Origin of the sequence: Corallococcus silvisoli (assembly GCF_009909145.1) — a bacterium.
Taxonomy (GTDB): Bacteria; Myxococcota; Myxococcia; order Myxococcales; family Myxococcaceae; genus Corallococcus; species Corallococcus silvisoli.
Genome location: NZ_JAAAPJ010000003.1, coordinates 155,230 through 181,675, shown reverse-complemented (window position 1 = coordinate 181,675; position 26,446 = coordinate 155,230). Strand labels below are relative to the sequence as shown.

The 26,446-nt window shown below is 72.8% G+C and carries 18 protein-coding genes; 13 read left to right on the top strand and 5 right to left on the bottom strand.

Annotated elements, in window-relative coordinates:
* Positions 1 to 42 precede the first annotated feature (42 nt).
* Positions 43 to 1,173 (top strand): hypothetical protein, encoded by a 1,131-nt coding sequence (locus GTY96_RS07215; protein ID WP_161664271.1) that lies wholly within the window; start codon positions 43 to 45, stop codon positions 1,171 to 1,173.
* Here the strand turns inward: GTY96_RS07215 and GTY96_RS07210 are convergent.
* Complete coding sequence (locus GTY96_RS07210) at positions 1,157 to 2,206, bottom strand: GNAT family N-acetyltransferase (RefSeq protein WP_143899363.1); 1,050 nt, start codon at positions 2,204 to 2,206, stop codon at positions 1,157 to 1,159. The two genes, GTY96_RS07215 and GTY96_RS07210, sit on opposite strands and share 17 nt — an antisense overlap.
* 244 nt (positions 2,207 to 2,450) lie before the next feature.
* Entirely contained in the window at positions 2,451 to 3,452 is a 1,002-nt protein-coding gene (locus GTY96_RS07205; RefSeq protein ID WP_143899362.1) for an endonuclease/exonuclease/phosphatase family protein, read from the bottom strand.
* 938 nt (positions 3,453 to 4,390) lie between these two features.
* Here GTY96_RS07205 and GTY96_RS07200 point away from each other — a divergent pair.
* Together GTY96_RS07200 and GTY96_RS07195 are read left to right on the top strand one after the other, a co-directional pair.
* The gene (locus tag GTY96_RS07200; protein ID WP_143899361.1) at positions 4,391 to 5,941 is read left to right on the top strand and encodes a DUF4153 domain-containing protein; all 1,551 of its coding nucleotides are present in this window, start codon (positions 4,391 to 4,393) and stop codon (positions 5,939 to 5,941) included.
* Positions 5,942 to 5,966: 25 nt separating this feature from the next.
* Positions 5,967 to 6,851 carry an EamA family transporter gene (locus GTY96_RS07195; protein WP_143899360.1) on the top strand — a complete coding sequence of 295 codons (885 nt, stop codon included), beginning with the start codon at positions 5,967 to 5,969 and terminating at the stop codon, positions 6,849 to 6,851.
* Positions 6,852 to 6,881: 30 nt separating this feature from the next.
* Here the strand turns inward: GTY96_RS07195 and GTY96_RS07190 are convergent, their stop codons facing one another.
* The gene (locus GTY96_RS07190; RefSeq protein WP_143899359.1) at positions 6,882 to 7,496 is read right to left on the bottom strand and encodes a CAP domain-containing protein; all 615 of its coding nucleotides are present in this window, start codon (positions 7,494 to 7,496) and stop codon (positions 6,882 to 6,884) included.
* 181 nt (positions 7,497 to 7,677) lie between these two features.
* Here GTY96_RS07190 and GTY96_RS07185 point away from each other — a divergent pair, with 181 nt between their 5' ends.
* The 4 genes from GTY96_RS07185 (at position 7,678) to GTY96_RS07170 (ending at position 11,277) form a co-directional block, all read left to right on the top strand.
* The gene (locus GTY96_RS07185; protein WP_328700791.1) at positions 7,678 to 8,130 is read left to right on the top strand and encodes a putative toxin-antitoxin system toxin component, PIN family; all 453 of its coding nucleotides are present in this window, start codon (positions 7,678 to 7,680) and stop codon (positions 8,128 to 8,130) included.
* Positions 8,131 to 8,227: 97 nt separating this feature from the next.
* On the top strand, positions 8,228 to 9,649 hold the full coding sequence (locus GTY96_RS07180) for a LysM peptidoglycan-binding domain-containing protein (protein WP_161664269.1): 1,422 nt from the start codon (positions 8,228 to 8,230) through the stop codon (positions 9,647 to 9,649).
* A gap of 15 nt (positions 9,650 to 9,664) precedes the next feature.
* On the top strand, positions 9,665 to 10,378 hold the full coding sequence (gene deoD / locus GTY96_RS07175) for a purine-nucleoside phosphorylase (protein ID WP_143899357.1): 714 nt from the start codon (positions 9,665 to 9,667) through the stop codon (positions 10,376 to 10,378).
* Between the two features lie 11 nt (positions 10,379 to 10,389).
* A complete protein-coding gene (locus GTY96_RS07170) occupies positions 10,390 to 11,277 on the top strand; it encodes an alpha-ketoglutarate-dependent dioxygenase AlkB (RefSeq protein ID WP_143899356.1) in 888 nt (295 codons plus the stop codon).
* Positions 11,278 to 11,902: 625 nt separating this feature from the next.
* Here the strand turns inward: GTY96_RS07170 and GTY96_RS07165 are convergent.
* Positions 11,903 to 14,182, bottom strand: coding sequence for an RIO1 family regulatory kinase/ATPase domain-containing protein (locus GTY96_RS07165; RefSeq protein WP_161664268.1), 2,280 nt, complete (start codon positions 14,180 to 14,182; stop codon positions 11,903 to 11,905).
* A 301-nt stretch (positions 14,183 to 14,483) separates the two neighbouring features.
* Here GTY96_RS07165 and GTY96_RS07160 point away from each other — a divergent pair, with 301 nt between their 5' ends.
* On the top strand, positions 14,484 to 15,221 hold the full coding sequence (locus GTY96_RS07160; RefSeq protein ID WP_143899354.1) for a L,D-transpeptidase family protein: 738 nt from the start codon (positions 14,484 to 14,486) through the stop codon (positions 15,219 to 15,221).
* A gap of 65 nt (positions 15,222 to 15,286) precedes the next feature.
* The gene (locus GTY96_RS07155) at positions 15,287 to 16,789 is read left to right on the top strand and encodes an amidase (protein WP_161664267.1); all 1,503 of its coding nucleotides are present in this window, start codon (positions 15,287 to 15,289) and stop codon (positions 16,787 to 16,789) included.
* A gap of 9 nt (positions 16,790 to 16,798) precedes the next feature.
* On the opposite strand, the gene GTY96_RS37520 is transcribed toward GTY96_RS07155, so the two are convergent.
* Positions 16,799 to 18,217: a hypothetical protein gene (locus GTY96_RS37520; protein ID WP_235685434.1), complete on the bottom strand. Its 1,419-nt coding sequence runs from the start codon at positions 18,215 to 18,217 to the stop codon at positions 16,799 to 16,801.
* Between the two features lie 170 nt (positions 18,218 to 18,387).
* Here GTY96_RS37520 and GTY96_RS07145 point away from each other — a divergent pair, with 170 nt between their 5' ends.
* The 4 genes from GTY96_RS07145 to GTY96_RS07130 all read left to right on the top strand — a co-directional run bounded on the left by GTY96_RS07145 (position 18,388) and on the right by GTY96_RS07130 (position 26,446).
* Positions 18,388 to 21,513: a tetratricopeptide repeat protein gene (locus GTY96_RS07145; RefSeq protein WP_161664266.1), complete on the top strand. Its 3,126-nt coding sequence runs from the start codon at positions 18,388 to 18,390 to the stop codon at positions 21,511 to 21,513.
* A 342-nt stretch (positions 21,514 to 21,855) separates the two neighbouring features.
* Complete coding sequence (locus tag GTY96_RS07140; protein WP_161664265.1) at positions 21,856 to 22,722, top strand: NAD-dependent protein deacetylase; 867 nt, start codon at positions 21,856 to 21,858, stop codon at positions 22,720 to 22,722.
* Between the two features lie 142 nt (positions 22,723 to 22,864).
* Positions 22,865 to 24,892, top strand: coding sequence for a protein kinase domain-containing protein (locus tag GTY96_RS07135; protein ID WP_161664264.1), 2,028 nt, complete (start codon positions 22,865 to 22,867; stop codon positions 24,890 to 24,892).
* A gap of 15 nt (positions 24,893 to 24,907) precedes the next feature.
* Positions 24,908 to 26,446, top strand: coding sequence for an adenylate/guanylate cyclase domain-containing protein (locus GTY96_RS07130; protein WP_161664263.1), 1,539 nt, complete (start codon positions 24,908 to 24,910; stop codon positions 26,444 to 26,446).

Sequence of the window (26,446 nt, the reverse complement as noted above, 5' to 3'; positions counted from 1 at the left end):
CCTCCCGCTCCAGCGAGGCGGCGCCGTGATATCCGTGCAGGCGTGTCCCGCGCGCGCCTGCTGGCCGTCCTCGTCGCCTTGGTCGCCGTCCTGGTCGCTGTCTGGCAACGCGCCCGGGCGGTCGAACGGCTGTCGCAGGACTTCGACGAGGCGACCTACCTGCCCATCGCCTACACCTATGCCCGCCTGTTGGAGCAGGGCCGCTGGGGCGACGTGGGCGAGGTGCGGGAGAACTTCGAACATCCGCCGCTGGTGAAGCTGCTCTTCGCGGAGGCGGTGCGGGTGTCAGGCGCGCCCGAGCCGGACTGGGCGAACGTGCCCATGGGGCAACCCCTGCCTGACGCCGCGCGCCCCGCGTTCCGGGTGACCCGAGGCCTGTCCGCGGTGGCCGGAGTGCTCCAGGTGGGGCTGGTGGCGCTGGTGGATCCGTTGGGAGCGCTCCTGCTCGCGTGGGACCCGTACCACACGAAGTACACGGCCCAGGCCTATCTGGAGGCGGTGCCCGGGCTCTTCGCGGTGCTCGCGCTGCTCGCCTTCGAGCGCGCCCGGCGGAGCGGCTTCGCGCCGGGCTGGACCGCGGTGTCCGGCGCGTTGCTCGGTCTGGCGGCGGCGGGGAAGTACCCCTATGGGCTGGTGGGCGGGCTCACGTTCCTGCCGTTCCTGGTGACGGGCGCGAGGACGCGGTGGCGCGCGTGGGCCGCCATCGTCGTGCCGACGGCGGCGGTGTTCGTGCTCGTGAACCCCGCGCTGTGGTCCTCGCCGTTCGCGTCCCTGTGGGAGTCCATCTCGTTCCACTGGGACTACTCACATGGCGAGCATGTGCGCCGCAGCGCGCTGCCCTGGTATCAGCCGCTGGCGTTCCTCGTGAGCCCGTGGCTGTCGCGCTCGCAGGAGGGCATCTACCTCACGGACTTCAACGCATGGGCGCTGCTGGCGCTGGCGTGCGTGGGCCTGCCGAGGACATGGCGCGAGCGGCCCGTGTGGGCCGTGGGCGCCGTCGTCGGGCTGGTGTTCCTGCTGCTGTGGAACACCAAGTGGCCGCAGTACCTGCTGCTCGTCCTGCCGGCGCTGTGCGTCTGCTCTGGCGGGGGCGTGCGGACCGTGGCGGGGTGGGGTGTCTGGCTGGGGCGGAGGGTCCAGCGCTCGCGCGGGCGCGTCAGTGCAGGTGCGTGAAGACACGCGGGGCCGCGGGGAGCTCCATATCGCTGGTGGGCAGCAGGCACGTCACCTTCGCGCGGCGGGGGAGCGGCACCCAGCCCGCGCGCAACAGCAGGGAGGTGGGCAGGCCGGGGCCCCGCAGCATCCCGGCGCAGGCCACGCCCCGTTGCTCCATGTCCTGCATCGCCACCTGGAGGAGCCGCTGCCGGTCGGTGGCGGACACGGAGTCCTCGAAGGCCACCAGGTCCACGACCTCCGTGGTGATCTCCCCGGTGCCGGTCATCAGGACGCTGTGGGAGCTCACCAAGCCCCGCACGACGCCGTCCTGCTCCAGCACGAAGGTCCGGGGCACGTCTCGATATTGGAGTTGGTGCGCCAGCTGTCCGGCCGTGTACGCGCAGCCCAGCGTCACGGGCCGAAGCATCTGCTGGACCAGCGTCATGCAGCGGTCCAGGTCGGTGGGGCGATAGCGCCGGATGTCCCGGGGGTCCGCCTCGCGGAAGCGGTGGCGCAAGAAGGGCCGTGCCAGTGAGAACAGCTTCCGCTCATGAGGCGTGAACGACCAGCGGGCCATGGCCTGGGCATCAAAGGCATACATCCAGAGTCCGAGCCCCCGGAACAGGCGCGTGTTCCAGGTCCGCTGCCAGAAGCCGCGCGGCCGGAGCTCACCCGTCGTGCATCCCAGCGCGATTCGCGCGGCCCGGTCCTGGTGGCGCCGCAACAGCTCCTGCGCCAGCCGGCCACCGATGCCCTGTCCGCGGTGTGAGTGCGCGACGGTGGCCCGGAGTCCATGGCTTCCGTCCACTTCCACGCGCCCCAGGCGGATGCGCGCGGGCTCCGCGAAGAGGGTGCCCACCAGCGTCCGGCCCTCGTAGGCGGCCAGCAGGTAGTCGCGCGGCGCCTGTCCGCCCCGGAACAGCCGCCAGTCGCAGAAGCGGGTGTCCCAGACCGGGAGCGGCGTCGTCCTGCCATAGGTGGATTGCCAGACGCGGTTGAGGAACCAGGAGGCCTCGGGGGCGTCGCCGTCGAACGTGCGCACCTCAATCATGGCCTGCCTCCGGGGACAGGATGCCGGAGGGACTGGAGGTGGCGTGTCGCCCACCCGCCTCGCCATGAGATTGCATTCATGGCGTGGAAGGTAGGGAGGGCGGCCGTGCGGGGAAGCGGTCGCCAGGGATGCTCATTCCCTGGCTGTCATTGATACATCAAACCCGCGCGTGCCTCGTGCGGTGGTCCACAGGCACCGCGCGGGAAGGGCGGGGGAGTGTGCGGGGCCCGGCGTCCTGGATGCGTCAGGGGCGCGAGGCGAACCCGAAGTCCGCGTACACGGCGCCGTGGTCGGAGCCGCCGTAGCTGTTGCCATCGCGGGCGACGCGGAAGGAGCCCGGCACGTAGGTGCCACCGCCGCGCGCGAGGAAGAGGTGGTCGATGGCCTGCCGCTGGCCGGAATAGACATACGTCCACGTCTCGCTGTCCGGGCGGTCGCTGGCGACGCGCAGCAGGGCGCCGTCCTTCTCCAGGGCGTTGATCGCGTCCGAGCCCGGGGTGTCGTTGAGGTCGCCTCCGAACACCACCAGCGCGGAGGGGAACTCCTTCGCCACGGCGGTGACGGTGTCCCGGGAGACGGTGGCTTCGGCGAAGCGGCGGCCGGGATCGTCGTCCACCTTGGAGCGGAAGTGCGCCGCGAAGACGATGGCCCGTTCGCCGTTCACGTCCACGTGCACTTCGAGCAGTTCGCGCGAGAAGCGCGTCGAGGAGCCGTCCGGCCGGACGAGGTAGTCGCGGTGGTGGCGGACTTCGATGATGGGGTATCGGGAGAGGACCGCGACGTCCACCGACGCCGGGGCTCCGGTCTCGCCCAGCTCGGAGTAGTCGAAGCCGGGCGTGTGGGCCTGGAGTGCGTCCAACGACCTCTGCGTTTCGACCTCCTCCAGCATCACCACGTCCGCGTTGAGCGCCGTGATGGCCCGGCCGAGCCGGTCCACCTTCTGCGCGAGCTCCGCCTCCGTGGGCAGCTCCTCATAGGCCGAGCCGCCACAGGAGCCCGAATCACAGACGGTGTCGAAGAGGCGGTGCACGTTGAAGGCCGCGATGCGAACGCGGGGGCCGGATGGATCCGGAGGCGTTCCGCTGTCGGCCTCGGTGCAGGCGCTGGTGAGACACGCGCCGGCGTCGGGGACCGACAGCGGTTGCGTAGGACGGCCGCCGCAGCCCGCGAACGCGAGCAGCAGACCCCAGAGGGCGGGGTTCGAGCGGAGACGGAGGGGGAAGGGGAGTCGCGACGAGGGTGACATCGGGGCGGCAACCTATCACCGCGTTTCATCGCGGACCGCGCGGACAATCTCGAAGTGTTTGACGACGCAGCGCGACTCGCTCGCTGCGTCGTACTTGGGGGCCGCGAAGCGTCCGGCCCGCGAAGTGGCGCGGGAAACCGAGTCGTCGCGGCTCGTCGTGAGGTGGATGCAGTGGAAGGCCGGTGGAGTCAGGGGTCGCTCACGCGGAGTGCGCGGGCCGGGCCTCGCGATGCTCGCTCCGCGTGGGTTGGCGGAATGCCACACACGGCTCACGTGAAGAGGAACGGTGTGTCCACGGGTCGCTTGCCTGGGCTGGGGCTTGGGCCACCGGAGGTTCAGGCCGCGTGGGCGAGCTGCGCGGCACCGCGAGGCGCCCCATGCTGAGCGGGTTGCTTGGGCTCCGGGAGATTCAGGCGGACTGGGCGGGCCGGGCACCACGAGACGCCTGAGCTGAGCGGGTTGCACAGGCCAGGGGAGACTCACATCGCGCGGCCAGGCCGGGCACCACGAGACGTCTGCTCTGAGTAGTTTGCTCGAGCCACGGGAGACTCACATGGCGCGGCCGGGCCGGGCACCACGAGACGCCTGAGCTGAGCGGGTTGCACGGGCCAGGGGAGACCACGTGGCGCGGCCGGGCCGGGCACCACGAGACGCCTGAGCTGAATGGGAGGCTGGGGCCCAATGCCGCTCACGGGGTGGCTGGGCGGACCGCGGGCCCCGTCGCTGCTCGCGGCGTGCGACCGATGCGGTGCCTCATCCGACCGCCCAGACCAGGAAGCCCCGCTCCCATGCCCACGCGCCCCGACCGGCCACGGGAGAGGGGGCGCCGTTCGGCGGGCTTCCGCGACCGCTCGTCCCCGAGGCGTGCCGCCGTGCCGCCGGGCGTGCGCATGCTGTCTTCATACCGGGCGCTGACGCGCTCGCGAGGTGCCGCCACCATGACCCCGTCCCTTCCGCTCTCCCCACTTCCTCCTCCGGCCACCGCGGCCGCGGCCCCGTCCCGTCCGTGGCTGCCCTGGGTGCGCGCGCCGCGCCAGATGCTGGGCGCGTCGCTGGCGCTGGGGGTGTTCGCGGAGGTCCTGCTGGACCGGGCGCGTTGGGGCCTGGGCTTCCCCGTGCTGGTCGCGGCCCTGGTCGGCGCGCTCGCGTGGCTGGGCGGGCGTGAGGGCTGGCAGCGGGCGCGGCCCAACGCGTGGCTGCTGTCGCCGCTGGGGATCGTCAGCGTCTTCGTGGCGGTGCGGGACAGCGAATGGCTCCTGTCGCTCAACCTCCTGACCGCGGGCGTGCTCTTGATGTTGCTCGCTCACTTCTGGGCCGCGGGCCGGCTGGAGCGGCTGGGGCTGACGAGCTACGTCTCCGTCGTCCTGGGCTCCGCGATCCAGACCCTGCGCTATCCTCCGGTGCTCGTGCGCGACAGCGTGGACGTGCGCGGCCTGCGCGCCCACGGCCCCCGCATCATGTCCCTGGTCCGCGGCCTCCTGCTGACGCTGCCAGTGCTGTACGTGTTCGCGCTGCTGCTCGACTCCGCGGACGACGTCTTCTCCCTGGCGATGCAGCGCCTGCTGTCCTTCAACCTGGGCCTGGACACCCTGGTGGGGCGCGGCATCGGCGTGGCGTTCAGCGCGTGCGTGGCCGCGGGGGTGCTGGGCCACGCGCTGCGCCGCCGCGCTCCGAAGGAAGCCGGTGAAGCGGAGGTGGAGCCCGCGAAGCCGCGCCTGGGCCTCATCGAAGCGCTCATGCTCATCCTCGCGGTGGACGTGCTGTTCTTCGTCTTCGCGGCCATCCAGGTGGCATACCTGTTCATCGGAGACGCGTCGGCCCCCGCGCCGGGCTACTCCTTCGCGGAGTACGCGCGCCACGGCTTCTTCGAACTGGTGGTGGTCTCCGTGCTGACCCTGGTCCTGGTGCTGGCCCTGACCCGCTGGACGCGGCGTGAATCGCCCGCCGCCCAGACCGCGTTCCGCGCGGGCACGTCGCTGATGGTGGGGCTCACGCTGGTCATCCTCGCGTCGGCGATGAAGCGCCTGTCGCTGTACGAAGACGCGTTCGGCTACACGCTGCTGCGCCTGTACACGCATGTCTTCATGGTCGCGCTGGGCGCGGCGCTGGCCTGGCGTGCCGTGACGCTGTGGTGGCAGCAGGAGCGCTTCGCGGTGGGGGCCTTCACCACGGCGCTGGGCGCGGTCATCGCGCTCAACCTCCTCAACCCCGAGGCCTTCATCGTCCGCCACAACCTGGAGCGGCATGCGCGCACCGGTTCGTTGGACATCGAAATGCTTTCCCAGCTCTCAGCGGATTCGGTGCCGGGCCTGGTGCGGTCGCTCCCGGCGCTCTCGGAGTCCCAGACGGTGCTCATGTCGGGCGTGCTGGCTCGGCACCAGGACCGGCTGTCGGAGCAGGACACGCTGCCCGAGTGGAATGTCTCCCGCTTCCTGGCCCGGCGAGCGCTCCTGCGCACCGGCACCTCGAGCGCCCCCGTGAATCCTTGAGGCGTCATGGCTAGAGTCCGGCGCCATGACCGAAGCCGCCGGACGCCGGACCTCGACACTGCCGCCCATCCCCGCGGTGCTCATCGCCGTGGTGAGCGTGCAGGGCGGCGCGGCGCTCGCGAAGGGGCTCTTCCCCGTGTTGGGCGCGGCGGGCGCGGCGGGCCTGCGGCTGGTGCTCGCGTCGGTGATGCTGCTGGCGTACTTCCGTCCCGCGCTGACGCGCTACACGTGGGCGCAGTGGTCCGCCGTCCTCCCGTATGGCGTGGCGCTGGGCGTGATGAACCTCACGTACTACCAGGCCATCGCGCGCATCCCGCTGGGCCTCGCGGTGACGTTGGAGTTCGTGGGGCCCTTCGCGCTCGCGGTGGTGGGGTCACGCAAGGCCCTGGACTTCGTGTGGGTGCTCTTCGCGGCGACGGGCATCGTGCTCATCACCCCGTGGACGGCGCGGCCCGGAGCCTTGGATCCGCTGGGCGTGGTGCTGGCGCTGACGGCGGGCGCCTGCTGGGCGCTCTACATCCTGATGGGCGGGAGGCTGTCGCGCCGCGTGCCCGAGGGAGAGGGCGTGGCGGCGGGCATGGTGGTGGCGACGCTGACGGTGCTGCCGTTCATGCTGATGGACGGCCACCTGGAGCGGCTGACCCCCGGGCTCTTCGCGGCGGGGCTGGGCGTGGCGCTCCTCTCCAGCGCGCTGCCGTACACGCTGGAGATGATGGCGCTGGGCCAGCTGTCCAGCCGCACCTTCGGCATCCTGATGAGCCTGGAGCCCGGCGTGGCCACCGTGCTGGGCTGGGTGTTCCTCCGCGAGCAGCTCACGCCGCTGCAATGGCTGGCGGTCGCGTTGGTGAGCTGCGCCTCGGCCGGGGCGACGCTGACGGCGAAGCGTCCACCTCCGCCCGTGGAGGCCTGAGCCTCCGGGACGGAGTTCACGAAGGGACGGCTACGGCGTGCCGAAGTCCTGCGTCCAATACGCGCGGTAGGTGCTGGAAGGCGCGTTGAAGTAGCCGATGCCGGTCTGCTTCAGCGCCCCGTTCATGATGTTGTTGCAGTGGCCCGTGCTGGCCATCCAGCCATCCACCACCGCCTGCGCGGTGCCGTAGCCCGCGGCGATGTTCTCCGCCGCCGTCCGGTAGCTGTAGCCCGCGGAGGCCATGCGCTGCCACGGCGAGGAGCCGTCGGAGCCCGTGTGGTCGAAGAAGTTGTTCGTGCCCATGTCCTTGGAGTGCTTGCGCGACGCGCAGCGCAGCTTCGTGTCGAGCGTGAGCGCTCCCACCGCCGGCTTCGCCACGCCTCCACAGGTGGCCCCCGCCGCGCGGCGCTGGTTGATGAGCGTGAGGACGTTGTTCTCGAGCGTCACCCACGCCGGGTCCCACGTCGTCACGTCGTCACAGTAGGCCGCGCTCGCGCTCAGCCCGTCCCCGGCGGCCTCGCTCTGGACCGGGGGCACGACGACGCCCTCGCCTCGCGGCGTGGGAACGTCCTCGCCACCACAGCCGCCCAGCAGGGAGGCGACGCCCAACAACGACAGACACAGCGTGCGGGGGAACACCGTCATGGACAGACCTTTCACCGGCGCGTGCCGGTCAGGGAGGGGATTTTGCGAAGTCCATCTTTGTCCGCTAATCCAGGTCTGCGCCATGGACGCCGCGTGTATTGCGATTGACGCGCGAGCGGGTGTGGTTGTGTTGGCGGCGTTGCTGGCGGAAAGTTCCTCATCCGTGAAGACACCTTCCGCTGTGGCTGCCATTCGTTCCGTCGTGCTGGACACCAACGTGGTGCTGGATGTGTTCGTCTTTGACGACGCCTTCACCCGGCCATTGAAGGAGGCGCTGCTCACGGGGGCGCTGACGGCGTGGGTGGACCGGCACACGCTGCGGGAGCTGGAGCTGGTGCTGGCCTACCGCTCGTTCGCGCTGAGCCCGGAGGCCCAGCGGAAGGTGCGCGATGACTATGGGGCGCTCGTGCGGGTGTCGGAGGGGGAGGGGGCTCCGGTGGAGCTGCCGCCGTGCCGGGACCGGGATGATCAGAAGTTCCTCGCGCTGGCGGCGCGCGTGGGGGCCGCGTGGCTGGTGAGCAAGGACAAGCGCGTGCTGTCGATGGGCGGTGGGCGGCGGCTGCCGTTCGAGGTCCTGTCGCCGCGGCGCGCATCCCAGCTCGTGGAGGCCGAGGTCCCTCCGCCGGGCGCGTGATCCGCGCCTGAAGCAAGCAGGCAGGGGTGCGCACAGGCAGTCAAAATCGCGATGCGCGCTTGGAGCCATGGGCTTTCTCGGGTCATTCTCGCCCCCGGTGCGTTCCTCACTCTTGATCCTCCTGTTCTGCGCCGGCTGTGCCGCGCGTGTCGTCACTCCCGCCCCGGCCTCCGCTCCGGCCCCGGCTCCGACCCAGGCCGCGCCGCCAGCGCCGCCCTCGGAGGCCCCGGCCGCGCCGCCGCCCGCCGAGGTCAGCACCCCGGGCGCCGCGGCCCCGGGGGAGACCCAGGTCGTGGCCCCGGCGAGCGTGGCCGCCGCGCCGGCCTCGTCGCCGTCCCCCGCGGAGATCGCCGCCGTCATCACCGACGCCGCCGTGCGCGACACCCCCTGCCCGGCGGAGCCCGAGGAGGACGATGACGACGCGACGGTGGCCACCGACGACGAGGGCGTGAGCGAGGAGGGCGAGATGCAGGCGCCGCTCGCGCCCGCCGCTCCGGCGGGGCCGCTCTACACCGCCGACCTGTCCGACGAGGCGCTCACCGAGGCGTGGAAGAAGGACCCGGCCACGCTGGGCTCCATGTCCATTGGCTTCGTGGAGAGCGGCCGGCAGATCAACAGCCGCCGCGTGCCGGATGACAAGGATTGGCTCGTCGTGTCGCCGGAGATCGCCTACGGCACGGAGGAGACGGTCAGCTACGTGGCCGCCGCCATCCACGCGGTGCGCGCGCAATACCCGAACGTGCCCCCGCTGCGCGTCAACCGCCTGTCCACCAAGGACGGTGGCTACCTGCGCCCGCACAAGAGCCACCAGAACGGCCGCGACGTGGACCTGGGCTTCTACTACCCGACGGCGGATCCGGTGCGCGAGCGGGAGCGGGAGCGCTACATCGACGTGGCCATGAACTGGGCGCTGGTGCGCTCGCTGGTGGTGAACACCGACGTGCAGATGATCCTCGTGGACAAGCGCGTCCAGAAGGTCCTCTACGACTACGCGCTGTCCATGGGCGAGGACAAGGCGTGGCTCGACTCCCTCTTCAACGGAGGGTTCAACTCGCTCATCAAGCACGCGCGGCGGCACCGCGACCACTTCCACGTGCGCTTCTTCAACGGCCGCGCGCAGGAGCTGGGCCGCCGGGTGGCGCCGCTGCTGGCGCTCCAGCCGGACCAGAACCTGATGATCTACAAGGTGCGCAACGGGGACACGCTGGGCGCCATCGCGATGCGCAACAACTCCAGCGTGGTGGCCATCAAGAAGGCCAACCGGATGCGCAACACGTTCCTGAGCATTGGCCGGAGGCTGGTGATTCCGCTGAAGGGCCCGTGCACGCACTGCCCCATTCCTCCGCCGGTGCAGCTGCCTCCGCGCCGCCTGCCACCCACGGTGGAAAGCCCCGCTTTGGTGAACACGGCGCCCGCGGCTTCAGGCAAGCTGCCCACCCCGTGTACTCCCGCCGCGCCGGCACCGACGCCGGTGGCGGTCCCGACGGGTGCTCCGTCCGGTCTGTCGACCGCGCGCTGAAAGGCCTCACGTTCCATGGCAACTCCGCACATCTCCGCCTCCCCCGGTGACTTCGCCGAAGTGGTCCTCATGCCGGGAGACCCCCTGCGTGCCCGCTACATCTCCGAGCGCTTCCTGGAGAACGCGCGCCCCGTCACGTCGGTGCGCAACATGCTGGGCTTCACCGGCACCTTCCGGGGCAAGCGGCTGTCGGTGATGGGGCACGGCATGGGCGTGCCCTCCATCTCCATCTACGCGACGGAGCTGGTGAAGACCTACGGCGCCAAGGTGCTCATCCGCGTGGGCAGCTGCGGCGCGCTGCGCACGGACGTGAAGCTGCGCGAGGTCATCGTGGCGCAGGGCGCGGGCACGGACTCCAACGTGAACCGCATGCGCCTGATGGGCTACGACTTCCCGGCGGTGGCGGACTTCACGCTGGTCCGCCGCGCGGTGGAGGCGGCGGAGAAGCGCGGCAAGCCGTCGCGCGTGGGCAGCGTGTTCACGTCGGACCTGTTCTACCACCCGCAGGAGGAGCTCAACGCGACGCTCGCGCGCATGGGCATCCTGGCGGTGGAGATGGAGATCGCCGGGCTCTACGGCGTGGCGGCCCAGTTCGGCGCGCGTGCGCTGGGGCTGCTCACGGTGTCGGATCACATCCTCACGGGTGAGAGCCTGTCGCCGGAGGACCGGCAGACGACGTTCGACGAGATGATCGAACTGGCGTTCGACGTCGCCGTCTCCGAGGCGTAAGGGACCCGCGCATGGCCTTGCCTCCCCGCAGGGGTCCGGGTTCCCCGCTGGCGCGCAAGGCGGCGCAGCGCACCCCGGGCCACCACTACAACGCGAGCTTCCTCGCCGCGGGAGAGCGCGCGGAGATCCTCGCGTGGCTGGGCACGCTGCACCCGCTGTGGGAGGAGCGCTATTCAAAGCACTTCCCCCCGCCGGAGGGGCAGGTCCAGCGGCGGTTGCTCCGGCCGGTGTACTGGCTGGGCAACTGGCAGTTCGCGTGCCTCGACTACTACCGGCCGCCGAAGGGTGTGAAGGACCGCTGCGTGAAGGCGGAGCCCTTCCCGGCGGTGCTGGAGCGGCAGATTCAAAAGGTAGAGGCGCTGGCGCGGCGCATGTTCCGTGGGCCGGACATGCCGCAGGGCTGGCACCTCAACACGTGCCTGGTGAACTTCTACGGCAGCCGGTTGGAGGACGGACGCTGGGTGGACACCGCGCGGGTGGGCGAGCACAAGGACTTCGAGCCGGGGCCGGTGGCGTCGCTGTCGCTGGGGGAGCGCGCGCTCATCCAGTTCGTCACGTCCACGCGGCCCGGCGAGCGCGACGCGGTGGTGCTGGAGCAGTGGCTGGATGACGGCTCGCTTCAGCTCTTTGGTGGGGCGCAGTGGAAGGAGCAGACGTTCCACCGGGTGCAGCGGGTGGACACGCGCGCCGGACACGTGATGCCGCCGGAGCTGCCGGACTTCCGCACGCGGCGCATCAACCTGACGTTCCGCTATGTGCCGGACGTGCACGTGACGCCGTTCGCGGCGCTGAGCGCGGAGGCCCGCGAGGACGTGCGGCCGTACATGGCGACGCTCGCGAAGGGCAGCCGCTTCTTCCGCGACGAGCTGGCGCGCGAACCGGAAGTGAAGGCGGAGTAGGGGACGCGGACTCTCCTGGGGCCGCGTTGCACGGGACGGGCGGGGCTCGGGAGTGCGTGGCCGGGATTGTCGCCCGCTCCGGTCGGTGGCGGGCCGGACCGGGCTCGGGAATCCGCCCACGCCGCTCGTCGGCGGAACTGGCCGGACGCGGGAATCCACCCACGCCGCTCGTCGGCGGAACTGGCGTGACGCGGGAATCCACCCACGCCGCTCGTCGGCGCAACTGGCCGGACGCGGGAATCCGCCCACGCCGCTCGTCGGCGGAACTGGCCGGACGCGGGAATCCACCCACGCCGCTCGTCGGCGGAACTGGCGTGACGCGGGAATCCACCCACGCCGCTCGTCGGCGCAACTGGCCGGACGCGGGAATCCGCCCACGCCGCTCGTCGGCGGAACTGGCCGGACGCGGGAATCCACCCACGCCGCTCGTCGGCGGAACTGGCGTGACGCGGGAATCCACCCACGCCGCTCGTCGGCGGAACTGGCGTGACGCGGGAATCCGCCCGCGCCGCTCGTCGGCGGAACTGGCCGTGAGCGCGAATCCGCTTACGCCGCTCGCTGGCGAGACTGGTCGGGCGCGCGAGGGGGTGGGCGGGGTTGCCGCCCACCTCGCTCGTGGGCGGGACTAGGAGGAGCCCGTCTCGGGGCCGTGGGACGCGGGCGGACGGCCCACGTAGCTCACCTGCGGCGCGGCACCTCGCGAGGGACGTCCCCCGCCGCGCTCGGAGCCCTGGCGGGGCATCCGGGGCGTGTTGCCGCGCGCTTCACGGGGACCGGATGACGGCCCCCTGCCTCCCTGACGCGGCTCTCCGTTCTGTGCGGGCGCGGCGTCCGGGACGGTGCTCGTGTTCCGTGGGGGCCGGCCGTTCATCCGGGGCTCGCCGCCCTGCGGTGCCGCGGCAGCCCTGTCCGGGCGCGAGTCGCCTTGCTTCCTCGGGGCGCCCTCCGTCCAGGTGCCGTCATTCGACAGGGGCTGGCCATTCGTCCGCGGCTCGTTGTTCCGCGACCGGGCGCCGGGTCCATTCTGGCGGGGCTCGCCGTTCTGCGGAGGCGGGCGGCCATTCGCGCGCCACTCGGTGCGAGGGGGGCGGCCGTTCTGTCGCTGCGGAGGACCGCTCACGCCCGGCTCGGGCTGTGACGGCGGACCGTTCACGCCCTGCTCCGACCGCGAAGTGCTCATGCGCGGCGCCTGGCTGCTCACGCCCTGCTCGGACCGCGCGAGCTGACCGTTCATGCGCGGCTCGCCGTTGCGCTGCCGCTGACCGTTCACGCCCTGCTCGGACCGCGCGGACTGACCGCCCATGCGCGGCTCGCCGTTGCGCTGCCGCTGACCGCTCACGCCCTGCTCGGGCTGACCGTCCATGCGCGGCTCGCCGTTGCGCTGCCGCTGGCCGTTCACGCCTCGCTCGCCGTTCGGTGGCTGGGACGGGTTGTTCTGCCTCTGCTGCCCGCTCCTTCGAGGCGACTGGCCGTTCAGGCGGGGTTCACCCGTCTGCTCCAAGCCGCTCGCGCTTCGCTCACCCTGCGGCGGCTGGGACTGGCCGTTCGCGCGCGCCTCGCCGTTCTGCCGAGGGCCGCTCGCGCTCCGCTCACCCTGCGGCGGCTGGGACTGGCCGTTCGCGCGCGCCTCGCCGTTCTGCTGGCGCGGCGGGCGTCCATCGCGGCGCGGACCCCCATCACGGGGGCCGCCCTGTTGCGGCCGGCCATTCGCGCGCGCATCACCCTGGGCCACCGGAGCGCTCGCCCCCTGCGAGGGAGCGCCGTTGCCCGCGCGCGGTCCGCCCTGCGGAGGACGCCCTGCGTTGCCGTTGGGCCGGTTGGCCCCCGCGCCCTGTGACGGACGCGCTCCCGCGTTCTGCTGCGGCCCCGCGCCACCGGGCCGGGGCGCGTTGCCGTTGCGCGGCGGCGGCTTGCCGGAGAACCCGCCACCCCGACGACGTCCATCGCGCGGGCTCGACGTGACGACGGGCCTTCCCCGCTCACCACCGCCCTGACGCAGCACCAGCGCCTCCAGCGCGCGCAGCTCCGCCTCCTCCGCGCTGAGGCCTTCCTCCACCTCCACCGCCGCCACGGGCGCCGGCTGCGGACGGAGCTCGTTGCGCCGCTCCTCCTGCCGGAACCCCTGGCGGCCCGCGCCACCCTGGCGCCTCGGAGCCTCGCGGAACGTGCCCGACGGCACGTACTCCGGCGTCAGGTCGCGCCGCACGTACGCGTTCCAGATTTCACCCGTGTCGCCCGCGCGGCTCATGAGCCGGTGCGAGAACCCCTCCAGGTACTGGCGCACGTTGTCCAGGTCGCGGCGGAAGTAGAACTCCGCCTGGCTGTTGCGCGCCGCCGCCACCGTCTGCGGGAAGTCGATGAGGGTCGGCCCCACCCCACTCATCAGGATGTTGTAGGGCGACAAGTCTCCGTGGATGAGGTCCGCGCACAACGTGCGAATCACCTGCGCGCGCAGGTCCAGGTAGAGGGCCTCGGCCTCCTCGGGCGTGCGGGGAGGGGCCTCCACCAGCCGGGGCGCGGGCTGGCCTTGTTCGTCCAGCACCAGCTCCATCAGGAGGATGCCTTCGTAGAACAGGACCGGGGTCGGGACGCGCACGCCCTGGGCATGCAGCTTGTACAGCGAGTCCGCCTCCGCGTTCTTCCACGCCTCTTCCGCGGCGGCCTGTCCGAAGCGGCTGCCCTTCTCCATGGCGCGGCGCGTGCGCGAGTTGCGCACCTCGCGTCCTTCTTTGTAGCCGGCGTTGTTGCGGAAGTTGCGCTCGTGGCGCTCCTTGTACAGCTTCGCGGCGACTACCTGGCCGGCGTGCTGGACGAGCCACACCTCTGCCTCCTTGCCTGTCTTCAGCTGGCCGATGACGGCGTCGATGATGCCGTCGGCGAGGAGGTTCTCGAGGGAGTCATTCATTCTTAGGCAAAAGGCCGGAACGGCACGGGGCGGGGAGCTTCAGTCGTAGCGCACAGCGGCGGCCCCTGCTCGCCATGATGCACGTTGGAGATGAGAACACCGGGCAGGCCCTGGTTTCCATCGCCGTCACGCTGAACGTCATCCAGAAGGCCCACGAACCGCTTGCTAGCAGCTTGGGAAGCAGGGGGCCAGGGGTGGCCACGTGCCTGTAACCTGTTCGCCGTCCCCCCATGCCCGGGGACCGGCTTGACGTCCGCCTTCCGGCGGCCCGCGCCGCGCCATCCTGGAGGAGTGTCCGCCCATGAAGGTCCTGTTCCTGTGGGGTGTCCTGCTGGCCTCGCTCTGCGCGCACGCGGAGGACCGGGTCGCGGAGGCCCGGAAGCGCCAGACGGCCGGCCTCGTCCAAGCGTTCAAGGCCGCGGGCCTGTCCTGGCCCCCGGAGGAGCTCTACCTGCGGGCCTTCAAGGTCGAGCGCGAGCTGGAGGTCTGGGCGGGCCCCCGGAACGGACCCCTGGTGAAGGTGCGCACGTTCCCCATCTGCGCGGCCTCCGGGGATGTGGGCCCGAAGCGGGCCGAGGGGGACTCCCAGGTCCCGGAGGGGTTCTACACGGTGGACCTCTTCAACCCGAGGAGCGCCTACCACCTGTCCCTGAGGGTGAGCTACCCGAACGCGCTCGACCGGAAGCAGGGCGCCGCGAAGCCCGGGGGCGACATCTTCATCCACGGCGACTGCGTGAGCATCGGCTGCCTGGCCATCGAGGACGGGCCCATCGAGGCGCTGTACGTGATGGTGTCCGAGGCCCGCGCGCGGATGGGCCGCGACGTGCCGGTGCACCTGTTCCCGCGCAGGCTGGACGCGGCGGGGCTCGCGGCGCTGGAGGCGCTTCCGGGGGTCCCCGCGGCGCGCAAGGCCTTCTGGCGCGGCCTCGCGCCCGCCTACCGTCTGTTCGAGGAATCCCGGCGTCCCCCGCGGGTGAAGGTCGACAGCGCCGCGTCCGCCTACGTGGTGACGCCCGCGCCCCCGGTCCTGGCGCGCTGAGGAGCTGCTAGAACCCGAGGGGAGGGTCCGCGCCGCTGGCGGGGCCTTCGGGGGAGGATGCGCACATGAAGTCCTCGGTCTTGTCGCAGGACCCCGGTGTATCCGGAGGCGCGCGAGCGCTGGTGTCCCTCACGACGACGGAGCTGGCCGTCGCCCTTCGCGAGCGCCAGGTCCGCGCCGTGGAGGTGCTGGAGGCCTTCCTCGCGCGGGCCCACGAGCACAACCCCGCGCTCAACGCCGTGGTGACGTGGGACGAGGCCCGGGCGCGCGCGCGGGCGCGCGAGGCGGACGCGGCGCTCGCGCGGGGCGAGTCGTGGGGGCCCCTGCATGGCGTGCCCTTCACGGTGAAGGACGCGTTCAGCACGGAAGGGCTGCGCACGACGTCGGCCCATCCGGCCCTGGCGGAGTACGTGCCCTCTCGGGACGCGACGGTGGTGGCCCGGCTCAAGGCCGCGGGGGGAATCCTCTGGGGCAAGACGAACCTGCCGCCGTTCGCCGCGGACCTCCAGACGCACGGGCCGCTCTGGGGCCGGACGAACAACCCGCATGACGTGGGGCGCACGCCGGGCGGCTCCAGCGGAGGGGCGGCGGCGGCGGTCGCGGCGGGGCTGACCCCCTTCGAGGTGGGCAGCGACATTGGCGGCTCCATCCGGCAGCCGGCGCACTACTGCGGCGTCGTGGGCATCAAGCCCACGGAGCACCGCGTCTCCAACGCGGGCCACATCCCGGACCTGCCGGACGGGCCCCGCAACGTGCGCCACATGGCCTGCTCGGGCCCGCTGGCGCGTTCGGTGGCGGACCTGCGGCTCATCCTGTCGGTCATCGAGGGCGCGGATCCACGCAACCCGGAGGTGCCGCCCGTCGCGCCGTTGGGGGCCGCGAAGCCCCGGGCGCTCAACGGCCTGCGGCTGGCGTGGGCGGACACCCTGGGCCCCTTCCAGGCCGACCGCGAGACGCGCCAGGTGTTCCAGCGCTTCACCGCCGCCGCGCGCGCGGAGGGCGTCGTCGTGGAGCGGGCCGTGCCTCCGGGGCAGGACTTCGCGGACCTGGTGGAGGTGTGGGGGCTGATGGAGGGCGGGGAGGTGGGCGCGCCGCTGCGCCCTCCCGAGCGAGCGGCCTTCCGGGATCAGTTCCTCCCCTTCGAGCACGACGACCTGATGGCGCGAGCCATCATCCAGGGCATCCGCCTGGACCTGACCGGCTACGGCGATGCGCTCACCCGGCGGGACGCGCACATCGCCACGCTGGAGGGCTTCCTCTCCGGCTGGGACGCGTGGCTGGTGCCGGTGGCGCTCACGGCGGCGCCCCCGCACACGCCCTTCGGCGGCCTGTTGGAGGTGGACGGCGCGCCGAGGAGCTACCTGGAGGCGTTGGGTGGGTTCACCTGCCTGTTCAACGCCACCGGAAACCCCGTGGTGGTGTTCCCGTTGGGGCGAACAGAGGCAGGCCTGCCGGTGGGCGCGCAGCTCGTGGGCCGGCGGTGGGCGGACGGGGCGCTGCTCGACGTGGCGGAGGCGCTGCTTCCGCTGGGCGGCGGCGTGCGGTGGCCGTCGGCGTTCACGCCCTGAGCCCCCGCGTCAGTAGACGCGCAGCAGGCGCGAACGGCATTCGAAGTGCGGGTTGCGCACGTCGATGACGTAGACGTCGCCGGTGGTCTCCTCGAAGCCACCGGCGAGCACGCCCGCGGCGGCGGCGGCGGCCAGGTACGCGCTGTCCGTGCCCTGCATGTCGCGGAGCTTGCGGATGTACACGACGCGGCCCTCGACGGCCCACACGCTGCGGATGCCCTCGGTGTGTACGCCCAGGGCGTCCGCGGGCGGCGCGGGGATCTTCTCCAACGCGGGCGGGACGGACTGGAGCACGTAGTCGTCGTAGGCGCGGTTGCCGCTGCGGCTGATGAGCTTCACCTCGCGCAGGATGCCGTCCTGCCCCTGAAGCAGCTCCAGCGTGACCACGAGCTTCAGGGTGCTGACGCCGTGGGCGAAGTCCTGGAGCTCCTCGCCGGCCTGCGCGCGGGTTCGCAGACTGTTGTACTTGGGGTTGTCGCGCCCCCGGTCCGCGAGCTTCTCCCCGGGAGTGGGCGCGGCGCTCAAGGGCATGTTGCCTCCGGGGGAGCCCGTGGCCCCGAACCGCCGGGCCTTCTCCGCGAAGGAGTACAGGAGCTGCTTGGGCAGGCTGGGCATGTCGAAGAGGGGCGGGGCGTCCATCTGCTTCTCCAGCGTCGCGCGCAGCTTGCTGAAGTACGGGTGGATGCGGCCGGTGTCCACGCGGTCGCGGGCCCGTCGATCATCGACCATGCCCCGCACCCGCTCCGATACGCGCGCGTGCTCCTCGGCGGCGAGGGTCTCGGCGGACAGGCTCGGGTCTCCGGGCCGGAGCGTGCGGCCCCCACCCGACGAGTTCTCCGGCGTCGAGATGATCACCCCGCCGCTCGCGCCCGGCGGCGGCAGCAGGTTCGGGGGCAGCGTGCCCGGGGCCTGGGCCCGCGGAGCGTCGTCCGTGGGGCGGTCCGCGCGCTCGCGGAGCTCCATGCCGGGCGGCGCCTCCGGGGCGTCGGGCCGCGTGCCAGTGTCGGGGGCGGGCGGAGGCTCCCGCGTCGCCACTTCCGGAGGCGCTGAAGGGGGCTTCCGGGGAGCCTCGTCCGGAGGCGTGGCGGGTGGGGGCCTCGGAGGTTCACGGGTGGCCACTCCTGGCGGCGTGGCCTTGGGCGGCTTGCGGGGGGCCTCGTCGGAAGGGGGTGGGGCCTTCGGAGGCCCTTGCGTCGCCACTCCAGCGTGCGGCCCCTGGACAGGCGGGCGCGAGGGCTCCGCGTCCGCGGCGGCCGGCGTCGGCGGTGGGGGGAGGATTTCCACCTCGATCGCCTTCGCGCGCAGCCGGGCCACGCGCGCGGCGGACGACGGCGCGGGGTCCATCCTCCCCAACAGCCACAGCACGATGGCGTGCAGCGCCAGGGAGATCAACCCGGCCCAACCGAGACGTCGCAGGCGCCGCCGCATGGCTCGACGCTTTCAGAAAGCCTCCCCTGGCTCAACCCACACCGGCGCGTGCGTTCGCGAAGCGACGTCCTCCTTGCCGAGCAGGCGACCCCTGAACGCACGGAACGACTCCGGGGTGACTCGACGCAGGCCGTGACACCTGCTGTGCTGCTGGGCCTCTCGTGCCCCCCATGCCCCTCGCTTGCCTGGACGAACCCACGTTCATGGACCTCCTGCTCGGGACGCTGCCGCCCGACAGGGCCGCGGTCGTGGACGAGCACCTGGACACCTGTCCCTCCTGCCGGCGCATGGTGTCCGAGGCGCTGAAGGTGCAACCGCCCTCCACCTCCGAACCCGCGCCGGACGAGGAGGTCCTCGACAGCCAGCTGGCGACGCTGGCCGTGGACCCGTGGCGGGGAAAGAAGCCGCGCCTGCGCCTGCCCACGCCGCCCCTCGCGCGAGGGACGGCGGTGGGGCGCTACCTCATCCTGGAGATGCTGGGCGTGGGCGGGATGAGCGTCGTGTACGCGGCGTATGATCCGGAGCTGGACCGCCGCGTCGCGCTCAAGCTCCTGCAGGTGGAGGCGCTGGGCTTGGGCGCGGAGGCCGGCCGCACGCAGGTGCTGCGCGAGGCGCAGGCGATGGCCCGCGTCTCCCACCCGCACGTCGTCTCCGTGTTCGACGTGGGCACCTTTGGCCGGCAGGTCTTCCTGGCCATGGAGCTGGTGGACGCGCACACGCTGCGCAAGTGGGAGCTGGACGGCCCGCACCCGTGGCGGCAGGTGGTGGACGTGTTCGTCGCCTCGGCCCGGGGGCTGGCCGCGGCGCACGCGGTGGGCGTCGTGCATGGCGACGTGAAGCCGGAGAACATCCTCGTCGGGCAGGACGGCCGCGTGCGCGTCACCGACTTTGGCCTGTCGCGCATGATGTCCGGCGCGGCGGCTCCGCCGGTGATGCCGGGCGGCCTCACGCGCCCGCGCGCCATGGAGGGCGGCACGCCCGCGTACATGGCCCCGGAGCAGTTCCCCCCGGAGGAGCGCACCGACGCGCGCAGCGACCAGTTCGGCTTCTGCGCCGCGCTCTACGAGGGCCTCTATGGCGAGCGCCCCTTCGCGGGCTCCACGGTGGAGGAGCTGTCCCAGGCGGTGCACGCGGGGCGCGTGAAGAGCGTGCCCCGTCACTCGGGCGTGCCGCAGTGGCTGCGCCGGGTGGTGGTGAAGGGCCTGTCGGTGAAGCCCGAGGAGCGCCACGCCTCGATGGAGGCGCTGATCGCCGCGCTGGAGGCCCACCCCGCCGCGCGCCGGACGTGGCGGCTGCGCATGGCCGGGGCGTCGGTGTTGCTGCTGTCGGTGGTGGGGATCACGCGCGCCCTGTACGGACGCGACGTCACGGGCTGCGAGGGCGCCGCGCACGCGGTGGACGGCGTGTGGGACGCCGCCCGGCAGCAGGCGGTGGAGGCGGCCTTCCTCGACACGCAGCGCCGCTTCGCGCACGACGCCTTCCGCCACGTGCGTCGGGGGCTGGACGCGTACACCGCCGCGTGGGTGACGACGCGCACGGCGGCGTGCGAGGCCACCCGCGTGCGGCACGAGCAGAGCGAGGCGGTGATGGCGCTGCGCATGCGCTGCCTGGATGGACGGCTCGCGGACGTGGCCGCGCTCACGCAGTTGTTCACGCAGGCGGATCCCGACATCGTGGAGCGGGCGCCGCGCGCGGTGGAGGGGCTGGCGCCGCTCGCGGGTTGCTCGGACGTGGACGCGCTGACGTCGCGGGGGCACTCCTCGCCGGACGACGCCGCCACGCGCGAGCGCACCGTGGCGCTGCTCCAGGCGCTCGTGGACGCGAGGGCCCTGCGCGCCGCCGGGCGCTATTCGCAGGGGGTAGGGCGGGTGTCGCCCGTGGCCGAGGCCGCGAGGGCCGCCGGGGACTGGTCCGGCGCCGCGGACGCGCTGCTGTTGCTCGCGGAGCTGAAGGACGGCGCCGGGGACTACCGGGGCGCGGAGGCCACGGTGCTCCAGGCCGCGTGGGCCGCGGAGGCGGGCCGCAACGACGAAGCCGCCGCGCGGGCGTGGACGCTGGCGGTGCGCGTGACGGGCGAGCGGCTGGACCGGTACGCGCAGGGGCAGCAGGCCGCGGAGCGCGCCAGCGCCGCGGTGGAGCGGCTGGGGGGCAGCGGGGAGTGGAGCGGGGCGCTCGCGGCGAACCTGGGCCGTCTGTTGTCGCGGCAGGGCCGCTACCCGGAGGCCCACGCGCAGCTCACGCGCGCGCTGTCCTTCCTGGAGAAGCGCTTCGGTCCGGAGGCCCTGGAGGTCGCGGACGTGCGTGTGGAGTTGGGCACCGTGCGCCGCTCTCAGGGGCGGGCGGAGGAGGCGCTGGCCCTCTACGAGCGCGCCCTGGGCACCGTGCGCGGCTCGCTGGGGCCCGAACACCCGGATGTGGCGCGCATCCGCCTGGAGCAGGCCAGCGTGCGTTGGCAGCAGGGAGACTTCGTGCAGTCGGAGCGGCTGGCCCGGGGCGCGCTGGCGCTCCTGGAGCGCTCGCTGGGGCCGGACCACCCGCAGGTGGCGGACGCGCTCAACAGCCTGGCGCTCGCGCTGCAGTACCAGGGCAAGCGCGAGGAGGCGCTGCCCCTGTATGAGCGCGCGCTGCATATCGCGGAGACGACGGAGGGCCGCGACAGCTCCACGGTGGCCATCATCGTGAACAACATCGGCACGCTGCTGGTGCACATGGGCCGGCTGGAAGAGGCCACGAAGCGCTTCGCCACGGCGCTGGAGCAGTTGGAGAAGAGCCTGGGCCCGGACCACCCCACGCTCGCGCTGGTGCTGCGGGGCATGGGCCAGACGCTGAGCTTCCGAAACCAGCCCCAGGACTCGCTGCCGTACTTCCAGCGCGCCGCCGCGCTCCAGACCTCGTTGCCGGACGACGTGAACGGCGGGTGGACGGGCGCGCTGGTGGACCTGGGGCGCACGTACATGGTGCTGGGCCGTCCGCGCGAGGCGCTGGCGCCGCTGGAGAAGGCCGTCACGGGCTGGGACCGGGCCCGGCCCCGGCCCGCGGAGCGTCCCGCCGCCCGCTACATGCTCGCCCGCGCGCTATGGGAAGCGAAGCAGGAGCCGTCCCGCGCCCTCCGGCTCGCGGCCGAGGCCCGCCAGGAGGTCGCCGCGCTGCCTGACGGTGAGTCCTCCGTTCCAGAGCTGCGCCAGGCGATGGACCGGTGGATCGCCCGACTGCCTCCGGCCGCGCGCCGGGACATCCAGGCGGCGATGGTGCCTCCGAAGCCCGCGGACCCCTCGCGGGAAGCGCTCAGCCGGTGAGCCCCCAGGAGGTCCGTGCGCGGGCTCGTCGCCGCCTGTGCTCGCGCCACGAGGCGGAAGGGCCCGCCGGGCGGCTCTGCGCGGGCCTGACTCCCCAGTCGTTTACGCAGTGAGGCGGAGCGGCCCGCCGGACTGGCGCGCGGGTCTGACTCCCCAGGCCTTCGCGCCATGAGGCGGAGAGGTCCGCCGGGTGGGTGCGCGGCTCTGACTCCAGGCCTTCGCGTCACGAGGCGGAGCGGCCCGCCAGGCGAGCGCGCGGGCCTGACTCCCCAGTCGTTTACGCAGTGAGGCGGAACGGCCCACCGGGCGGGCGCGCGGGAGCCGCATTATACGGAGGAGGCCATGACGCTCCTCCCGGAACCTCCCGTCGCCGCACTCCCGCCCGAAGCAGGCGCGGACGCCCTGGCCTCGCTCCTGCGCGGACGGCGCGTCGTGGTGCTGACCGGCGCCGGCTGCAGCACCGAGTCCGGCATCCCCGACTATCGAGGCCCGGAGACGCGCCACAAGGTGCGCAACCCCATCCAGCACCGCGAGTTCCTGCACCAGCCCGAGGTGCGCCAGCGCTACTGGGCGCGCAGCCTGCTGGGCTGGCCGCGCTTCACCTCCGCGCGGCCCAACGACGCCCACGCCGCGCTGGCGGCGCTGGAGAAGGCGGGCGTCGTGCCGGGCCTCATCACCCAGAACGTGGACGGGCTGCACCACGCGGCGGGCAGTGAGCGCGTGCTGGAGCTGCACGGCGCGCTGTCGCGGGTGCGTTGCCTGTCGTGCCAGGCGCAGGAGCCGCGCGCGTCGCTCCAGGCGCGGATGCTGGGCCTCAACCCGGACTTCGCGCACGCCGTCGTGGAGCTGAGGCCGGACGGCGACGCGGAGCTGCCCCCGGAGGCCGTGGAGGGCTTCCGCGTCCCCGCCTGCACCCGCTGCGGCGGGACGCTGAAGCCAGACGTGGTGTTCTTCGGAGACAACGTCGCGCCCACGCTGGTGCAGGACGCGTTCGCGCTGCTGGAGGAAGGGGACGCGCTGCTGGTGGTGGGCTCGTCCCTGACGGTCTATTCCGGCTATCGCTTCGTCACCCGCGCGGCGGACCGGCACATGCCCATCGGCATCCTCAACATCGGGGAGAGTCGGGGCGACAGCCTCGCGGATGTGCGCGTGGAGGCGCGCGCGGGCGACGTGCTGCCCCGGCTCGCGAAGGCGCTGACCCGCACCTGACGTCCCCCCTCCCACACCAGGCGTGCAGCCGTCGCGGGCGCACCCGGAATGGGCACGTCGGGAGAGGGGACAAGTGTGCCATCATCCCCAGCTTCGCGAGGCACGGGCGATGGGCCGTGCCCGGGACGGAGACACAGGGTCGATGGACACCGGACGCCCGCTGGGCGGCAGGTATGCGCTGGAGCGCAGGATTGGCGGCGGTGGCATGGGCGCCATCTGGCGAGCCGTCGACCTGCAGCTCCAGCGGCACGTGGCCGTCAAGTTGATCGCCTCGGACGTCGTGGCGCGCACACCCGAGGCCCACCGCCACTTCGAACAGGAAGCGCAGGCCGTGGCCCGGCTGCGCCACCCGCACGTGGTGCAGGTGCACGATTCCGGTGTGGACGGCGGCGTCCCGTACATCGTGATGGAGCTGCTGGAGGGCGAGGACCTGGAGACGCGCCTCACCCAGCGTGGGCGCCTGTCTCCGGCCACGGTGGCCGCGCTCGTCACGCCGGTGGCCCGCGCGCTGGCGGCGGCGCACGCGGCGGGCCTGGTGCACCGCGACCTCAAGCCCGCGAACCTCTTCCTCGCCCACGTGGACGGGGAAGAAGTGGTGAAGGTGCTCGACTTCGGGCTCGCGCGCTCGCTCGTGCCCGCGGGCGCGCCCTCGCAGGCCGAAGGGCTGACCGGCACGCTGCGCTACATGAGTCCGGAGCAGCTGCGCGCGGACCCGGACCTGGACGCGAGGGCGGACCTCTGGTCGCTCGCGGTGGTGCTCTACCGCGCCCTCACCGGGCAGTTCCCCTACGGCGCGGAGTCCGTGGGGCCGCTCCTGCGCGGCGCCTTCCACCCGCCCTCGGTGGCCGTGTCGCAGCTGGTGCCGGAGCTGGGTGCGAGCGCGGACGCCTTCTTCCAGCGGGCCCTCAATCCCCGGCCGGAGCAGCGCTTCACCTCCGCGCGCGAGCTGGCCGCGGCCTTCGTCGCGCTGGTGGAGGCGGGCCGGGCCGCGCGGGCGGCCACGGTGCTGGTGGTGGATGACGAGCCGGACGTGGAGGTGCTCATGCGCCAGCGCTTCCGCCGGCACGTGCGCGACGGCGTCTATGCCTTCGTCTTCGCGCGGGATGGCGAAGAGGCGCTGGAGGCCCTGCGCCAGCACCCGGACACGCACGCGGTGCTGTGCGACCTCAACATGCCGCGCATGGACGGGCTCACCTTCCTGTCGCGCGTGGGGGAGGTGGATCCGCTGGTGAAGGTGGTCATCGTCTCCGCGTACGGCGACATGCCCAACCTGCGCACGGCGATGAACCGGGGCGCGTTCGACTTCCTGGTCAAGCCGGTGGACCTGGAGGACCTGGAGTCCACGCTGGCGAAGACGGTGCGCCATGTGGCGGAGCTGCGCCGCGCGGTGCGCTCCACGGAGGAGAACGCGCTGCTGCGCATGTTCGTGCACGGCGGCATCGTGGACCGCGTGCTGCCGCTGGTGCGCGGCCCTGGCGCGCTCGCGGGCGAGCAGGTGGACGCCACGGTGGCCTTCCTCGACGTGGCGGGCTTCACCGCCGTCACCCGGCAGCACCCGCCAGAGTCCGCGCTGCGGAGGCTCAACGCCAACTTCGAGGTCATGCTCCCGGAGCTGGAGTCGCGCGGCGGCGTGGTGGACAAGTTCCTGGGCGACGCGGTGATGGCCGTCTTCCAGGGCGAAGCCCACGTGGCGCGCGCGCTGGACGCCTGCCTCGCGGTGAAGCAGCGGCTCCAGGCGCTCGCATGGAGCGGGGGCGACGCGTCACCCTACGCCCACGGCGTCTGCATGGGCGTGGACACCGGCCCGGTGGTCTCCGGCAACGTGGGCGCGGCGGGGCGCGGACGCCTGGACCACACGGTGCTGGGCGACGTGGTGAACACCGCGGCCCGGCTCGCCACCGTGGCCGGACGCGATCAGGTGCTGGTGAGCGAGGCGCTGGCCGCGCGGCTCGCGGACGTCTTCGACTGCCGGCCCGCGGGCGAGCGGCACCTGCCGGGGACGGAGGGCCAGGTGCTCGCGGTGCGCGAGGTGGTGGCCCGTAGCACCCACGCGTCGGGCTCCTCCGCGGAGCGCACCCCCGAGCAGGGCGTCCCCTCCGTCCTGGAGGCGCCCGCGCCCGGGGTGGGGGCCTTCACGGCCAAGGGCCCCAGCTGGTCCACGTCCTCCTGAAGCGGCTTCGAGCGCATGCGCCTCATCCTCAACCCAGGCCAGGTGGATGAACGGGCGGTGATGCTGCCGGAGGGCGTCACCACCGTGGGCCGCACGGAGGAGAACGGCATCCGCGTGCCGCACCCCAGCCTGTCCCGGCGCCACGCGCGGCTGGAGCGCATGGGCGAGCGCGTGGTGCTGGTGGACCTGGACAGCAAGAACGGCAGCTACGTGGGGCCGCATCGCGTCTCCCGCCAGGAGCTGACGCCCGGCCAGTCCTTCCGCTGCGGGGAGGTGTGGTTCCGGCTGGTGTCGTCGGACACGCCGCTGCCGGAGGGCTGGGGTCCGCTGCGCACGCAGCCGCTGGAGACGCGCTACTCCGGCGGGCCCATGGAGTCGCTGCTCGACACGCGCTCGCCGGACCGCACCCACGACAAGCTCCAGGTGCTGCTCAAGGTGGGGCAGCTCCTCTCGTCCCCAGGCCCGGTGGAGGGGCTGCTGGAGCGCGTCGTCCATCTCGTCTTCCAGATCTGGGCGGTGGACCGGGCGGCGGTGCTGCTGGTGGACCGGGACACCGGGGCGCTGGTGCCGCGGGTGTCCCGGGGCGCGCGAGGCGGGGCGCTCCCGGAGCGCTTCTACAGCCAGCACATCGTGGACTACGTGCACTCGCGCGGCGTGGCGGCGCTCTTCTCCGACGCGAAGGACGACGCGCGGCTGCTGGGCGCGGACTCCGTCTTCCGCCAGTCCATCCGCGCCTCCCTCTGCGTGCCCCTGCGCACGCGCGACACGGTGCTGGGCGTGCTGTACCTGGACAGCCTCAAGCAGGGTGGCCTCTTCACGGAGGAGGACCTGGAGTTCCTCACCGCCTTCGCCAACCAGGCCGCCATCGCCCTGGACCACGCGCACCTGGCGCGGCGGCTGGAGGAGGAGGCGGTGCTCAGGAACGCCTACCAGCGCTTCTTCCCACCGGACGTCGTGCGCCAGTTGAAGGCGCTGAGGGGCGTGCCGCTGGACGTGCGCGACGCGGACGTCACCATCCTCTTCTCCGACATCACCGGCTTCACCGCCATGTCCTCGCGCCTGAGACCCCGGCAGGTGGTGGACATGCTCAACGCGTACTTCCCGGTGATGGCGGACATCGTCTTCCGCCACGAGGGCACGCTGGAGAAGTACATCGGTGACGCGCTGATGGCGGTGTGGGGCGCCCCCTTCGCCCGGCCAGACGACGCGGACCGCGCCGTGCGCGCGGCCCTGGAGATGCAGCACGCGCTCGCGGCGCTCAACGCCCGCTGGCGGCAGGAGGGCGCGCCCGAGGTCCACGTCCACATCGGCCTCAACTCCGGCCCGGTGGCCGCGGGCAACATCGGCTCGGAGCGCTACCTCCAGTACGCCACCGTGGGGGACGCCACCAACGTGGCCGCCCGCGTGTGCGGCGTCGCGCGCCCGGGGGAGGTGCTCGTCACGGACGCCACGCGGGCCTTGCTGGACGCGGACGCCTTCACCCTGGAGCCGCTGGGCCCGGTGACGGTGAAGGGCCGCGAAGCGCCCGTGTCCCTCTTCCGCGTGCGCGGCTGA

Coding starts and splice junctions, on each gene's coding strand:
- GTY96_RS07210 (WP_143899363.1), bottom strand. CDS start 2,206: ATGATTGAGGTGCGCACGTTCGACGGCGACGCCCCCGAGGCCTCCTGG.
- GTY96_RS07205 (WP_143899362.1), bottom strand. CDS start 3,452: ATGTCACCCTCGTCGCGACTCCCCTTCCCCCTCCGTCTCCGCTCGAAC.
- GTY96_RS07200 (WP_143899361.1), top strand. CDS start 4,391: ATGACCCCGTCCCTTCCGCTCTCCCCACTTCCTCCTCCGGCCACCGCG.
- GTY96_RS07195 (WP_143899360.1), top strand. CDS start 5,967: ATGACCGAAGCCGCCGGACGCCGGACCTCGACACTGCCGCCCATCCCC.
- GTY96_RS07190 (WP_143899359.1), bottom strand. CDS start 7,496: ATGACGGTGTTCCCCCGCACGCTGTGTCTGTCGTTGTTGGGCGTCGCC.
- deoD (WP_143899357.1), top strand. CDS start 9,665: ATGGCAACTCCGCACATCTCCGCCTCCCCCGGTGACTTCGCCGAAGTG.
- GTY96_RS07170 (WP_143899356.1), top strand. CDS start 10,390: ATGGCCTTGCCTCCCCGCAGGGGTCCGGGTTCCCCGCTGGCGCGCAAG.
- GTY96_RS07165 (WP_161664268.1), bottom strand. CDS start 14,182: ATGAATGACTCCCTCGAGAACCTCCTCGCCGACGGCATCATCGACGCC.
- GTY96_RS07160 (WP_143899354.1), top strand. CDS start 14,484: ATGAAGGTCCTGTTCCTGTGGGGTGTCCTGCTGGCCTCGCTCTGCGCG.
- GTY96_RS07155 (WP_161664267.1), top strand. CDS start 15,287: ATGAAGTCCTCGGTCTTGTCGCAGGACCCCGGTGTATCCGGAGGCGCG.
- GTY96_RS37520 (WP_235685434.1), bottom strand. CDS start 18,217: ATGCGGCGGCGCCTGCGACGTCTCGGTTGGGCCGGGTTGATCTCCCTG.
- GTY96_RS07145 (WP_161664266.1), top strand. CDS start 18,388: ATGCCCCTCGCTTGCCTGGACGAACCCACGTTCATGGACCTCCTGCTC.
- GTY96_RS07140 (WP_161664265.1), top strand. CDS start 21,856: ATGACGCTCCTCCCGGAACCTCCCGTCGCCGCACTCCCGCCCGAAGCA.
- GTY96_RS07135 (WP_161664264.1), top strand. CDS start 22,865: ATGGACACCGGACGCCCGCTGGGCGGCAGGTATGCGCTGGAGCGCAGG.
- GTY96_RS07130 (WP_161664263.1), top strand. CDS start 24,908: ATGCGCCTCATCCTCAACCCAGGCCAGGTGGATGAACGGGCGGTGATG.